The organism is Roseateles sp., assembly GCF_965262435.1.
In the GTDB taxonomy this organism is placed as follows: Bacteria; Pseudomonadota; Gammaproteobacteria; order Burkholderiales; family Burkholderiaceae_C; genus Paucibacter_A.
This window is the reverse complement of the sequence record NZ_OZ253537.1, coordinates 4,086,382-4,099,404: the sequence shown is the minus strand read 5'-3', so window position 1 is coordinate 4,099,404 and position 13,023 is coordinate 4,086,382. Positions and strand designations below refer to the sequence as shown.

The following is a 13,023-nucleotide window of genomic DNA, read 5'->3' as shown; positions in this document are numbered from 1 at the left end:
GTGCTTTGCAGATGATCACGAGACGAACTGGATTGAGCGGCGGCATGATGGCGCTGAGTGGCCTGGGCGGACTTTTGGGCGGGCAGGGGCCAGCCCTGGCCCAGCCCCAGAGGCCTGCTGCCGGCCCCATGAGCGCAGAAGAGCGCGCCTGGCATGCCTTGTCGCGCCTGAGCTATGGGCCGCGTTCGGCCGAGCTGCAGGACCTACAGCGTCTGGGCCCCCAGGCCTGGCTCGAGCAATTCCTGGCCAGCCAGCTGCGTGGAAGCGCCGGGGGTCAGGTCTTGCCCGAGGCCGTCTTGACCCGGCTCCAGGGGTTGGAGACCCTGGGGCTGAGTCAGGCGCAGCTCTTGGATCGTTACCAAGAAGCAAGGCGACTTGCTCGCTTGCAAGCTGCGGCTTCGGCCGGCAGCGCGCCCGCAGCCGAGCAGACGTCCCGCCGCGAGTTGGTCCGCCCCATCCTGGCGCAGGCGGCCGAGCAACGCCTGCTGCGCGCCCTGCACAGCTCGGCCCAGCTGGAAGAGCAGTTGCTGGAGTTCTGGTTCAACCACTTCAATGTCTTCGCCGGCAAGGGCCCGGTGGCGGCCCTGGTGGGCAGCTATGAGCGCGAGGCGATACGCCCGCATCTCTGGGGCCGCTTCCGCCAGATGCTGGGGGCCACGGCCAAGCACCCGGCCATGCTGTTCTACCTGGACAACGCCCAGAGCGTCGCACCGGGCTTCCGCCCGCCCGCTCGTCTGGGCGATGAACAGGCGGCTCGGCCGCGCGGGCTCAATGAAAACTATGCCCGCGAGCTGATGGAGCTGCACACCCTGGGCGTGGACGGTGGCTACAGCCAGGCGGACGTCACCGAGCTGGCGCGCATGCTGACCGGCTGGACGGTCGATGTGCGTGGGCCGCAAGGGCGAGGCTCGGGCGAGCTGTTCGAGTTCGCCGCACGCCGCCATGACACCGGCCCCAAGCAGTGGTTGGGCCGGCCGGTCACGGCGCACGGCCAGGCCGAGGGCAAATGGGCGCTCGATGTGCTGGCCAGCCATCCGGCCACCGCCCGCCATCTGAGCCGCAAGCTGGCCCAGGCCTTTGTGGCCGACGAGCCGCCCGAAGCCTTGGTCGCCGAGCTCAGCGCCAAGTTCCTGAGCAGCGGCGGCGATCTGCGGGCCTGGGTGCAGACCTTGCTGAGCAGCGAGCATTTCTGGCAGCGCGAACATCTGCACAGCAAGTTCAAGACTCCCTATCAGTTCCTGCTCTCGACCCTGCGCGTGCTCGACGCGCAGCCGCAGGATGTGCAGCCCCTGCTTGGCGCGCTGGCCCAGGCCGGCATGCCGCTGTACGGTGCGGCCACGCCGGACGGCTACAAGAATGTCGCCTCGGCCTGGTTGAATCCGGAGGCCCTGTCCCAGCGCATCCAGTGGCTGAGCCGCTTGAACGAACGCACGGCCGGCGTGGACCGTTCGGCGCGGCGCGGCCCGGCTTTGCTGCGCAGCCTGGGCCCCTGGCTTGGTGAAGCCACACGCACCGTGGTCGCGGCCGAGCCGGCCGAGATGCAGCTGGCCTTGTTGCTGGGCAGCCCGGACTTCATGCGCCGCTGAACGCGCCTCTCGATTCACTCGCCATCTTCAGGAGTTGCTGTCCATGACCATGTCCATGCTTTCACGTCGTCGCTGGGTCTTGAATCACGGTCTGGCCGGTCTGGCCCTGGGCTTGCCCACCTGGGCCCAAGCCGGGCCGGGGCAGGGGCCGTGGCAGGGCAGGGCCGCGCCGCGACGCAAACTGGTGGTGATCCTGCTGCGCGGCGCGGTGGACGGGCTGAGCGTGCTGGCGCCCTGGGGCGACCCCGCGTATGCCGCGGCGCGGCCCAGTCTGGCCTTGGCCAAGCCCGGCGCGGAAGGCGGTGCGCTGCGTCTGGATTCGCTGTTTGGTCTGCATCCGGCCCTGGCGCGCCTGATGCCGCTCTGGACACAGGGCAGCATGAGCTTTGTGCACGCCAGCGGCTCACCCGACCCGACACGCTCGCATTTCGATGCGCAGGACTATCTCGAGGCCGGCACGCCCGGCCGCAAGAGCACGCCGGACGGCTGGATGAACCGCCTGGTCGCCCAACTGCCCGGCAGCGCCGGCCCGACCCGGGCGCTGAATATGGGCACCACGCCGCCGCGCATCCTGGCCGGGCCGGCGGCCGTGGCCACACTGGGTCTGGGTCCGCGCGCGCTTGAGCGCAAAGCCATTGACCAGCCGGCTTTGCAAGCCGGTCTGGCCAAGCTCTATGCCGGTGACCCGAGCCTGGCGCGCACCTTTCAGAACACCACCGAGGGGCGCAGCCAGATGCAGCGCAGCCTGGCGAGCGATAGCGAGCCTGCCATGGCGGCCTCGGCTTCGGCCATGACATCGCCCGCGCCCAGTGCCGAGAGCGCCGACCGCGGTGCCGCTTCGGCCCGCAGCTTTGCCGCCGACGCCCGGCGCCTGGGTCAGCTGGTCGGCCGCGACCCACAGACCCAGCTGGCCTTCACCTCGGTCGGCGGCTGGGACACCCATGTCAACCAGGGCGCCGCCCAGGGCCAATTGGCCAACAAGCTGGCCAGCCTGGCCGAGGGCCTGGAGGCGCTGGCCCAAGGCCTGGGCGAGAGCTGGCGCGACACCGTGGTTGTGGTGCTCAGCGAGTTCGGCCGCACCGTGCGCGAGAACGGCACCGGCGGCACCGACCACGGCCGCGGCAACGTCATGTGGCTGCTGGGCGGTGCTGTGGCGGGTGGCCAGGTGCTGGGCGAATGGCCGGGCTTGGAGACGTCAGCCCTGGCCGAGGGCCGCGATCTGGCAGTGACCACCGATTTCCGCGCCGTGCTGGCGCCCGTGCTGCAGCGCCATCTGGGTGTGTCGGACGCCGGCCTGGCGCAGGTGTTTCCGAACGGGTCTGAGGCCTGGGCTGGCAAGCCCTTGGCCCTGCTGAGGGCTTGAGGGGAACGAGTCGGCTGTTCACTCCCCGGACCGCATCTGGCGGGCCAGCAGGCCGGCAGCGGGTGCATCGGATTGCGCTTGAATTCCGCGTCATGTTCCTGCAGGGCTCGGCGTGTCAGCGACGATCAAGATGGCTGCGGGCACGCAAGCCTCTGTATTCAACAGCTTCTCTGCGGCGCTGGCTGGGGTGCGTCTGTGACAATTGTTGGAAAGGCGGTGCGGCGGGGCCGCTTGCATGAAGGACAAGGCGAACGATGAACGCAGGCGGTGCACTGGGTGCGGGGGGCGATGTGGCAGAGCCGAGTGAGCGGAATGAAGGCGTACACCGGGCGCGGCGGCGGCTGCTGAAGCTCGGTTCGGTGGCGGGCCTGGGCCTGAGCCAAGGTCTGGGTTTGAGCAGGCCGGCCGCTGCCGCGGGTCTGCTGCGGGTGCGCCATGAGTTGCCGCTGGAGGACGACGGTTCGATGTCCTACAGCCTGGCCGTGCTCAACCTGCTGCTCGGCAAGACCGAAGCCAGCCATGGCCCCTACCAGTTGGAGACCATGCCACCGCGCGACAACCTCACGCAAAGTCGGCAGATGCTGGATCTGCGCATCGGCACGCTCGATGTCATGGCCACCATGACTTCCAAGGCGCGCGAGGCCGACGGCATTCCGGTTCACACCTGCATGCGGCGCGGTCTCAATGGTTTGCGCCTGCCGATTGCGCTGGCCAGCCGTCGCCGCGAGCTGGAGGCGGTGCGAGACGTGGAAGTGGCCCGGCGCCTGCGCATCGGCCAGGTCGCGCACTGGCCCGACGCCGCGGTGCTCAAGTCCAATGGCTGGAACATGCTGCCGATTCCGCGCCTGCGCGTGTTCGAAGGCATGTTGCAGCGCGAGCGCTTTGATCTGTTCGCGTTGGCAGCCGATGAGGCTTACGGCATCGTCAATGCGCTACCGGGTCTGGTGGTGCTGAGCGACTGGTTGATCGCCTATCCCTCGACCTACAGCTTCATCGTCAACCACGCCCGGCCCGAACTGGCCGAGCGCCTGCGCCAGGGTTGGCGCATCGTGCAAGCCGATGGCAGCTTCGAGGCCCTGCATGAGAAATTCAATGGTGCGGAATTGGCCCAGGCCCGACTGGCGTCGCGGCACTGGTTCCATCTGTCCAATCCGGAGTTGCCCCTGGCAGCCTTGCGTCAAGACGGCCGGCTCTGGCATCCGCTGGTGAGGCAGCGGGTGATTGCGCCGCTGCTGCGCTGAGCGCGCAGCGGCTTGCTGAGCCGGCTGCCGCCGGCGCTGCTCACTCGAAACGATCCAGCACTGCGCCTGAGCTGGCGCTGGAGGCGTTCTTGGCGAACTTGGCCAGCACACCACGGGTGTAGCGCGGCGCGGGCTTGACCCAGGCGGCCTTGCGGCGGGCCAGCTCGGCCTCGTCGACATGCAGCTCCAGCTTCAGCTCGTGCGCGTCGATGGTGATGCGGTCACCCTCGTGCACCAGGGCGATCACGCCGCCCTCGTAGGCCTCGGGTGCCACATGGCCGACCACCATGCCCCAGGTGCCGCCGGAGAAGCGGCCGTCGGTGATCAGACCCACGCTTTCGCCCAGGCCCTGGCCGATCAGGGCGCCGGTGGGGGCGAGCATTTCGGGCATGCCGGGGCCGCCCTTGGGCCCGAGGTAGCGCAAGACCATGATGTCGCCGGCCGCGATCTTGCCGGCCATGATGGCGGCCAGGGCCGACTGCTCGTCCTCGAACACGCGGGCTGGGCCGGTCATCACCGGGCTCTTCAGGCCAGTGATCTTGGCCACGCAGCCTTCGGGTGAGAGGTTGCCGCGCAGGATGGCCAGGTGGCCTTGTGCGTACATGGGCTGGTCCACCCGGCGGATGACCTCTTGGGTGGTCGAGAGCTCGGGCACTTCGGCCAGGTTCTCGGCCACGGTCTTGCCGGTGATGGTGATGCAGTCGCCGTGCAGCAGGCCAGCTTGCAGCAGCACCTTCATCACGGCGGGAATGCCGCCGGCCTTGTGCAGGTCCACGGCCAGGAAGCGGCCGCTGGGCTTGAGGTCGCAGAGCACCGGGATCTTCTTGCGCATGCGTTCGAAGTCGTCGATGGTCCAGTCCACCTCGGCCGCGTGCGCAATCGCCAGGAAGTGCAAGACGGCGTTGGTGGAGCCGCCGGTGGCCATGATCACGGCCACGGCGTTCTCGATGGCCTTCTTGGTGACGATGTCGCGCGGCTTGAGGTCGGCCTTGACCGCCTCGACCAGCACGGCGGCGGCCTTCTTGGTGTTCTCGACCACCTCGTCTTCGACGTTGGACATCGACGAGGAGTAGGGTAGGGACATGCCCAGGGCCTCGAAGGCCGAACTCATGGTGTTGGCGGTGTACATGCCGCCGCAGGAGCCGCTGCCGGGGATGGCGCGCTTCTCGATCTGGCAGAAGTCTTCCTCGCTCATCTTGCCGGCGCTGAATTGGCCCACGGCTTCGAAGACCGAGACGATGTTCAGGTCCTGGCCCTTGTAGTGGCCGGGCTTGATGGTGCCGCCGTAAATGTAGATGGCCGGCACATTGGCGCGCAGCATGCCCATCATGCCGCCGGGCATGTTCTTGTCGCAGCCGCCGATCACCATCACGCCGTCGAGCCACTGGCCGCCGACGCAGGTTTCCACGCAGTCGGCGATCACCTCGCGCGAGACCAGGCTGTACTTCATGCCCTCGGTGCCCATGGCCATGCCGTCACTGATGGTGGGTGTGCCGAAGATCTGCGGGTTGGCGCCGGCTTCTTTCAGGCCGATCACGGCCGCGTCGGCCAGCTTCTGCAGGCCCGAATTGCAGGGCGTGATGGTCGAGTGGCCGTTGGCCACGCCGATCATGGGCTTGCCGAAATCCGTCTCCTGATAGCCCATGCCGTAGTACATGGAACGATTGGGTGCGCGGGCCACGCCTTCCGTGATGTTTTTGGAGCGGCGGTCAAAGCGGATGGGCTGGCTGTCTTGGCTCATGGTGCGTGGGTCTCCTGCTGGGGTGGCTTCAGTATCTCGGACGGTCGACTTGTTTTCAAATATATTATTCAGATTGAATTGATACGTTGGATGAATCAATGAGCCTGGATCTGCGCAGCCTGCGCCAGTTTGTTGCCGTGGCCGAAGAGCTGCATTTCGGCCGCGCCGCCGAGCGCCTGCACATGACCCAGCCGCCGCTGACCCAGGCCATCCAGAAGCTGGAGGCCGAGCTGGGGGCGAGCCTGTTTGCTCGCAGCAGTCGTTCGGTGGTCTTGAGTCCGGCCGGTTCGGCCCTGCTGCCGGTGGCGCAAGCTTTGCTGGCTCAGGCCGCTGATTTGCCAGCCCTGGCCCAGGCGGCGGCTCGCGGCAGCGCAGGGCGTTTGCGCCTGGCTTTCGTCTCCACCGTGGGCTATGGCGAGCTGCCTCGCTGGCTCAAGGGCTTTCGCGAGCAGGTGCCCGACGTGGCGCTGAGCCTGCGCGAGGCCACGCTTGATGTTCAGCTGCAGGCCTTCGATGCCGGCGAGATCGATGCCGGTTTTGTGCTCCATGCCCTAGGCGCGGTGCCGCCAGGTTTCGAGTCGCTGCAGGTCGCAGACGAGCCCCTGCTGCTGGCCTTGAGTGCCGATTCGCCGCTGGCCCGCCGCGAGCAGCTGCCGCTGGCCGAGGTGCTGGACCAGCCCTTGGTGATGTTTCCGCGCGCCATCGCGCCCTCGCTCTTCGATGCCATCGTCGCGGTCTACCGGGCGCAGGCTTGCGAGCCGCGCATCGAGCAGGAGGCCATACAGATGCAGACCATCGTCAACCTGGTCTCGGCCGGCATTGGCGCGGCCTGGGTACCAGCCAGCATGCAGGGCTTTCAGCGCCCGGGCGTGGTCTACCGTGCCGTGCAGGAGCCGGCCGGCCTGCAGCCGCCGCTGCCGCGCGGCGAGACCCGGCTGATCTGGCGGCGTGACGCGGCTCCGGCCGTCTGGCGATTCGTCGAGCATGTGGCGGCTCAGCTGCCTGTTGGCCTGCCGCCGCAGCAAGTGTCGAAAGCCACCTCCAGGCCTCGGTGAATACCCCGCCAACCACGGCCTCTCCCGCTCGTTCTAATGCGCAGGCCCCAACAGGAGAGACCCCCGTGAAGCGTGTGAAGACTGTTCGATATGGCGTGCTGGCCCTGAGCCTGGGACTCAGCCTCGGGCTTGCCCAGGCCGAAGTACTGAAAGACCCGCAGTGGCGCGACTGGCTGGAGGCCGGCAAGAGCAGCGAGTTGGAGCAGGCCGCTCAGGCCCGGCTCAAGGCTGAGCCCGAAGACAGCCAGGCCGTGCTGGCTCTGGGCCTGCTGGCCCTGGAGGCGGGCGACCCCAAGCGCGTGGAGTCGGCCATCAAGCCGGTGCAAGCCTGCGCCGATCGTCAGCCGGCCCAGGCCGCATGCTTGTATGTGCTGGGCTCGCTGCAGGGCGTGCAGGCCATGAGCGGCGGCATGATGAAAGCCATCAGCCTCAGCGGCAAGATCAAGGACAACCTCAGCCGTGCGGTCGAGCTGGACCCGCTGCTTTTTGATGCGCGCGACGCTCTGCAGCAGTTCTATCTGATGGCGCCCGGCATTGCTGGCGGCAGCGTCAGCAAAGCCCGCGACTTGGCGGCCGCCGCTCAGGCCCGCCAGCCCGAGCATGCCAAGCTGCTGCGTGCCCGCGTGGAGATCAAGGAAGAACGCTGGGCCGAGGCCGAGCGCGAGCTCAGCGCCATCAAAGCCGGCGAGGACAAGGACTTGCTCAGCGGCCAGCGCGCCGGTCTCTACCAACTGGCTATCCAGCTGTTCTCTGAGAAGCAATACGCCAAAGCCAAGCCTCTTTTTGAGCGCCTGCAGCGCGACTTCCCGGCCCATGCGGCCGGCCATTACGGCATGGGCCGTCTGCTCGGCGAAACGGGCCAGATCGACGAAGCCATCAAGTCCTTGGAACGAGCCCGCACGGCCGAAGGTGCCGACCGCTATCCCGTCGACCATCGCCTCGGCTTTGCCCTGCTGGCCAAGGGCGACAAGGCCCAGGGCAAGACGGTGCTGGAGCGTTTTCTTGGCAACAAGAAAGCCAATCCGCGCAACCAGGACGAGGTGCGCAAGCGCCTGGCCGAACTCGGCTGATCAGAGCCGCGCTCAGCGCGGCAAGGCTTGCGCCGCGGCCAGGCCGGCTCTGGCTGCTTGGTTGGCCGGGAAGGCCTGCAAGTCGGCTTCAAAGGCGGCGATGGCGGCTGCCCGCTCCCGGGTGCGCAAGAGCATCTGACCCAACCAGCGCTGGGCGCTGGCAGCCCAGAGCGGCGGCTCGCTGGGGCTCATATCGGCTTCCCGGCGCAGCGCTTCGCGCAGCGTGGCCAATGCTGCCGAGGCGTCGCCTCGTCCCCAGGCCTGCTCGGCTTGCAAAGGCGCCAGCAGCAGGGTGGCAAAGGCGACCCGGGCCGGTTTGCGCTCCTGGCCGCTGCGCGCCTCTTCTTCGAGATGGCGCTCCAGCAGTGCCACATCGGCGCGCGCGTCAGCCAGCAGGCCCAGACGCAGGCGAGCTAGGCCGCGGGCATGGGCCAACAGGGGCGGGCTGACACCGTCGCTCTTCGGGCGGGCGAGGATGTCACGCCAACGCTCGAAATGCACCAGGGTCAACCAGGGCAGGCCGCGCAGAAAGTCACCCCATTCGCCGTCTGGCGCTTCGGCCGCCAGCTGCTCGGCCATGGCCAGGGCGATGGGGAAGTCGCCGCCGAGCTGGGCGGCGATCCACAGAAAGCGTTGGTTGTGCGGGTTCCAGTTGACGCCAGGGCTGAAGCCTTGCGTCTGCAGCTGCCGGTCCAGCTGGGCCTGCGCCGCCAGCCCCCGCTGGTTGGCCTGCACGGCTTCCTCATAACGCCCCAGCTTGTTGAGCAGATGTGAGCTCATGTGTTGCAGATGAGGCGATGCCGGGGCTAGATGCTGCAGGTTCTGCACCGCGTTGATGGCGCGTGGCGCGTCGGCGCTCGAGTCGGCGGCATGGCTCAGGTAGTGGATCAGTCCCGTGTGCTGAGGATGAAGAGCCACGCCTTCGAGCAAGCGGCTGCTCAGGCCTGCCCAGAGTGCGTCCAGGCCGGACGGTTCGGGGTGGATGACGAACAAGGCCTCTGCCCACCAGGCGAGCAGCTCCGGGTCTTTGGGGAACATCTCGCTGAGGATGCGCATGCGTCGCTCGAACACCCGGTCCAGCGGGTGGACCTTGCGGGACTCCGTCGTGTCCGGCCCGCAAGCCTCGAGCACGGCCAGGGTGGCGGCCGGCATCTTGGCGACATCGCCTTCCTGCAGGCGCTCCAACATGGCCTCGGCCAGGGCTCGCTCAAGCGGCGCTTCGCGATGGGCCAGCGAGAGCTGCTGTGCCAGGCGCGCGTAGCGGCGTGCCTCGCCGAGATCGCCGCGGACGCGGCTGTTGTAGTTCGGGCCATGCTGCCAGGCCAGGCCCCAGGCGCACATGCTGCAGCGCGGGTCTGCGGCCAAGGCCGCCGTGAAGGCCCGGCGAGCCTCGATCTCATCGAAGGCGAAGGCCTGCTGCAAGCCTTGGTTGAACCAGGCCTGTGCCAGAGGCGATGTGCTGACGATGCGGCGCTGTGTGGCCTCCCCAAAGCCGAGCAGGCGCGGCGCGCTGGCGCTCGCCAGCGATTCCGAGGGCGGTGCGGTGCTGGCCGCCAGTTGCAGGCTCAATCCCAGAACCAGGCCGAGCTGTAGGCTGTATCGCAGCAGCGACCTCCGCCGCCAAGCCCTGGGGCTGGTCGCGGAGGCCAAGCGAGGTGCGGGCAGGGCGGACATGGCCGGCAGTATCGCGTGAACTCGACGGTATGGCGGAGGGGTACAAGCACCGGGCGCGAGCACCGGGCCGAAAGTCCGGCAGGCGCCGCTGGCTATGATGCCGGCCTGATGTGCAGCTGCTCTCCGGGGCGGCTTGCGCTTGCTTTTGCCTCACCGTTCAGGATTGCCGCCATGTGGGTTCATCCCCAGTTCGACCCGATTGCCCTCCGTCTCGGCCCCGTGGCCATCCACTGGTACGGGCTGATGTACCTGGCCGCTTTCGGCATGTTCCTGTTCCTGGCCGGGCGACGGGTGCAGCAGGCGCCCTATGCACAGGCGGGCTGGAGTCGGCGCGATGTCGATGACTTGCTGTTCTTCGGGGTGCTGGGCGTGGTGCTGGGCGGGCGCCTGGGCTATGTGCTCTTCTACAAGCCCGACTACTACATCGACCACTTGCTCGAGGTCTTCGCGGTCTGGAAGGGCGGCATGGCTTTTCACGGCGGCCTGCTCGGCGTGATCGCCGCCATGGCGCTGTTTGCCAAGCTGCGCGGCCGCAGCTTCTTCGAGGTGACCGACCTGATCGCGCCCTGCGTGCCCACCGGCCTGGCCGCTGGCCGACTTGGCAATTTCATCAATGGTGAGCTCTGGGGCCGTTTTGCCGACCCCAGCTTGCCTTGGGCCATGGTGTTTCCGCAATCGGGCTCGCCTGAGCCGCGCCACCCGTCCCAGCTCTACCAGTTGCTCGGGGAGGGCGTGTTCCTCTTTGTCTTGCTGTGGTTCTACACCCGGCGGCCGCGCTTGACGGGCCAGGTCTCGGGCCTGTTCTTGATTGGCTACGGCGCACAGCGCTTTGTCACCGAGTTTTTCCGCCAGCCCGATGATTTCCTGGGCCTGCGAGCCCTGCAACTGAGTCAGGGACAATGGCTGAGCCTGCCCATGATCGCTGTGGGTGCGGCCATCTGGCTGTGGGCCAGCCGCCGCCGGGCAGGCTGACCCTCACTGAATTTTCTGAGCTGTTTGATTGACTGACTGATTGATGCGTCAAATTTTCTTCGACACCGAAACCACCGGCCTGCAGGCCGAGGGCGGTGACCGCGTGATTGAAGTCGGCTGCGTTGAGATGATCAACCGCCAGCTGACCGGCAACAACCTCCACCTCTACATCAACCCCGAGCGGGCCAGCCATGAGGACGCGCTTCGCGTCCACGGCCTGACCGAGGCCTTCCTGGCCGACAAGCCCAAGTTCGCCGAAGTCGCCGAGGAACTGCTTGAGTTCCTGGCCGGCGCCGAGCTGGTCATTCACAACGCGCCGTTCGACATCGGTTTCGTCAACGCCGAACTCAAGCGGCTGCGCAAGCCGCCCATCACCGACATCGTCGGCGGCGTACGCGACACGCTCTTGATGGCGCGCGAGATGTTCCCGGGCAAGGCCAATTCGCTGGACGCGCTGTGCCGACGCCTGGAAGTGGACAACTCGGGCCGGACGCTGCACGGCGCTTTGCTGGACGCGGAGCTGCTGGCCGACGTCTACATCAACATGACCCGCGGCCAGGATGCGCTGCTGATCGACGACGGCGGCAGCGACAGCAATTCGGCCGAGTTCAAGCTCGCGGCGGTGGACCTGCGCAGCTTCCAGCTGCCGGTGCTGCGGGCCGACGAGGCCGAGCTGGCCGCACACAGCAAGGTGCTGGGCGAGCTGGACAAGAGCAGCGGCGGCAAGCGGGTCTGGCAGGACGGCGCTTGACCGAGTTGCTGCGAAGTTTTCGAGTAAATTATTGCGGCACTCAAAAACTCATGGCATAATCGTGGGCTTCCCGGTTAGCGAAGTTTGCAAGTCGAAAGACAAGTGAGCCGAGCGAGTCAAATGACGCGACCAAGACAACCGGGCGGTTAGCTCAGTGGTAGAGCACTGCCTTCACACGGCAGGGGTCGCAGGTTCGAACCCTGCACCGCCCACCAGATCATGCACCTTGAGTGCAAGAAGTTCCGGCAATCGAATCGGAGCACTCTGGAACTTGGCAGTTGCGTCGAGATCGTAGAAATACCCGGTACCAGTTACCGGGCGGTTAGCTCAGCGGTAGAGCACTGCCTTCACACGGCAGGGGTCGCAGGTTCGAACCCTGCACCGCCCACCAAGATTGAAAGCCCCTCAAGTCATGCACTTGCGGGGCTTTTTTCTTTGTCCTCAGTGCAGCGCGAGGGTGGCTGAATAGATGTCGAGCACACGAAAGGGGTCAGGTCTTGCTGCTGGCGTGATGCGCTGGGGCAGGGCGCTTCAAGCCCGTTCTATGCATGCGCTCGTCGCGTTTGAAGCGACATCTCTGTGTGTTGGTCTGGACAGGCGCAGGCAGGCTTGGCATGCTGACTCGGGCACGCGATTGAGTGCCCACCCGCTCGAGCGGTATCCGATGCAATTCTGACTCTGAGGACCTTCCATGCTTCGTCGCAGTGCCGAGTGGTTTGACGCGCAGTACAACAATCGAGCCCGGGTCGCCGACAGCGCGGTGCTGCTGGACCGCTGGACTCGGGCATCGCAGCTGATCCGGGAGCAGGCGCTCTGCGAACTCGACATTGCCTATGGCGATGCGCCCTCGGAGCGCCTGGATGTGTTTCCGACCGCCACCGCTCAGGCGCCGGTGCTGGTGTTTCTGCATGGCGGTTACTGGCGCGCCCTCGACAAGGCTGACCATTCCTTCGTGGCCAGTGCCTTCACGGATGAAGGGGCCATGGTCGTGGTTCCCAACTACGCTTTGTGTCCCTCGGTGGGCATGGAGCGCATTCCTTTGCAACTGGTGCAGGCCCTGGCCTGGGTGTGGCGCCATGCAGCCGATCACGGCGGCGACCCTAACCGCATCGTCCTTGTCGGCCATTCGGCGGGCGGGCACCTGGCCAGCATGCTGAGCTGCTGCGACTGGAAAGCCGTGGCGCCCGATCTGCCCCGCCATCTGGTCAAGGGCGTGCTGTCGATCTCGGGCGTGCATGACCTGGCGCCTTTGCGCCAGACCCCCTTCCTTCAGGGCGACCTCAAGCTCGATGCTGAGTCGGTGCGGCGTTTGAGCCCGGTTCATTTTCCGGCGCCTGACACGCCTCTCTATGCCATCTGCGGCAGCGAAGAGAGTGAGGAGTTTCGTCGTCAGAATCGCTTGATTCGTCAGGCCTGGGGGCGGCGAGCGGTGCCGATCTGTGAAGAGATTGCCGACTGCAATCACTTCGACATCCTTCATGATTTGGCGGATCCTCAGGGCCGCAGCCACCAACTGGCGCGCAAGCTGCTTGATCTGCGCTGGTACAGCGCTTTGCTTTGACGCGGCCGA

10 protein-coding genes and 2 tRNA genes are annotated in these 13,023 nt (G+C 66.9%); 10 read left to right on the top strand and 2 right to left on the bottom strand.

The annotated features are described in order from the left end of the window. Positions 1-11: 11 nt before the first annotated feature. The 3 genes from ACQY39_RS17685 to ACQY39_RS17675 all read left to right on the top strand — a co-directional run bounded on the left by ACQY39_RS17685 (position 12) and on the right by ACQY39_RS17675 (position 4,190). Positions 12-1,586: a DUF1800 domain-containing protein gene (locus ACQY39_RS17685; RefSeq protein WP_428508434.1), complete on the top strand. Its 1,575-nt coding sequence runs from the start codon at positions 12-14 to the stop codon at positions 1,584-1,586. 43 nt (positions 1,587-1,629) lie between these two features. Then, positions 1,630-2,949, top strand: coding sequence for a DUF1501 domain-containing protein (locus ACQY39_RS17680; RefSeq protein ID WP_428508432.1), 1,320 nt, complete (start codon positions 1,630-1,632; stop codon positions 2,947-2,949). 254 nt (positions 2,950-3,203) lie between these two features. Then, positions 3,204-4,190 (top strand): hypothetical protein, encoded by a 987-nt coding sequence (locus tag ACQY39_RS17675; protein ID WP_428508430.1) that lies wholly within the window; start codon positions 3,204-3,206, stop codon positions 4,188-4,190. A 40-nt stretch (positions 4,191-4,230) separates the two neighbouring features. On the opposite strand, the gene ilvD is transcribed toward ACQY39_RS17675, so the two are convergent. Continuing rightward, positions 4,231-5,931 (bottom strand): dihydroxy-acid dehydratase, encoded by a 1,701-nt coding sequence (gene ilvD / locus ACQY39_RS17670; RefSeq protein ID WP_428508428.1) that lies wholly within the window; start codon positions 5,929-5,931, stop codon positions 4,231-4,233. Between the two features lie 98 nt (positions 5,932-6,029). Between ilvD and ACQY39_RS17665 the strand changes: the two genes are divergently transcribed. Then, positions 6,030-6,986, top strand: a complete 957-nt coding sequence (locus ACQY39_RS17665; RefSeq protein ID WP_428508426.1) for a LysR family transcriptional regulator — start codon at positions 6,030-6,032, stop codon at positions 6,984-6,986. A 65-nt stretch (positions 6,987-7,051) separates the two neighbouring features. Then, on the top strand, positions 7,052-8,056 hold the full coding sequence (locus ACQY39_RS17660) for a tetratricopeptide repeat protein (protein WP_428508424.1): 1,005 nt from the start codon (positions 7,052-7,054) through the stop codon (positions 8,054-8,056). 12 nt (positions 8,057-8,068) lie between these two features. Here the strand turns inward: ACQY39_RS17660 and ACQY39_RS17655 are convergent, their stop codons facing one another. Next, complete coding sequence (locus tag ACQY39_RS17655; RefSeq protein ID WP_428508422.1) at positions 8,069-9,730, bottom strand: hypothetical protein; 1,662 nt, start codon at positions 9,728-9,730, stop codon at positions 8,069-8,071. Between the two features lie 171 nt (positions 9,731-9,901). Between ACQY39_RS17655 and lgt the strand changes: the two genes are divergently transcribed. The 5 genes from lgt to ACQY39_RS17630 all read left to right on the top strand — a co-directional run bounded on the left by lgt (position 9,902) and on the right by ACQY39_RS17630 (position 13,014). Continuing rightward, positions 9,902-10,702, top strand: a complete 801-nt coding sequence (gene lgt / locus ACQY39_RS17650) for a prolipoprotein diacylglyceryl transferase (RefSeq protein WP_428508420.1) — start codon at positions 9,902-9,904, stop codon at positions 10,700-10,702. 40 nt (positions 10,703-10,742) lie between these two features. Further along, positions 10,743-11,453, top strand: a complete 711-nt coding sequence (gene dnaQ, locus ACQY39_RS17645; RefSeq protein WP_428508418.1) for a DNA polymerase III subunit epsilon — start codon at positions 10,743-10,745, stop codon at positions 11,451-11,453. A 140-nt stretch (positions 11,454-11,593) separates the two neighbouring features. Next, positions 11,594-11,668 (top strand) — tRNA-Val (locus ACQY39_RS17640). Between the two features lie 101 nt (positions 11,669-11,769). Further along, a tRNA-Val gene (locus tag ACQY39_RS17635) sits at positions 11,770-11,844 on the top strand. 300 nt (positions 11,845-12,144) lie between these two features. Further along, a complete protein-coding gene (locus ACQY39_RS17630; RefSeq protein WP_428508416.1) occupies positions 12,145-13,014 on the top strand; it encodes an alpha/beta hydrolase in 870 nt (289 codons plus the stop codon). The last annotated feature ends 9 nt before the right edge of the window (positions 13,015-13,023 follow it).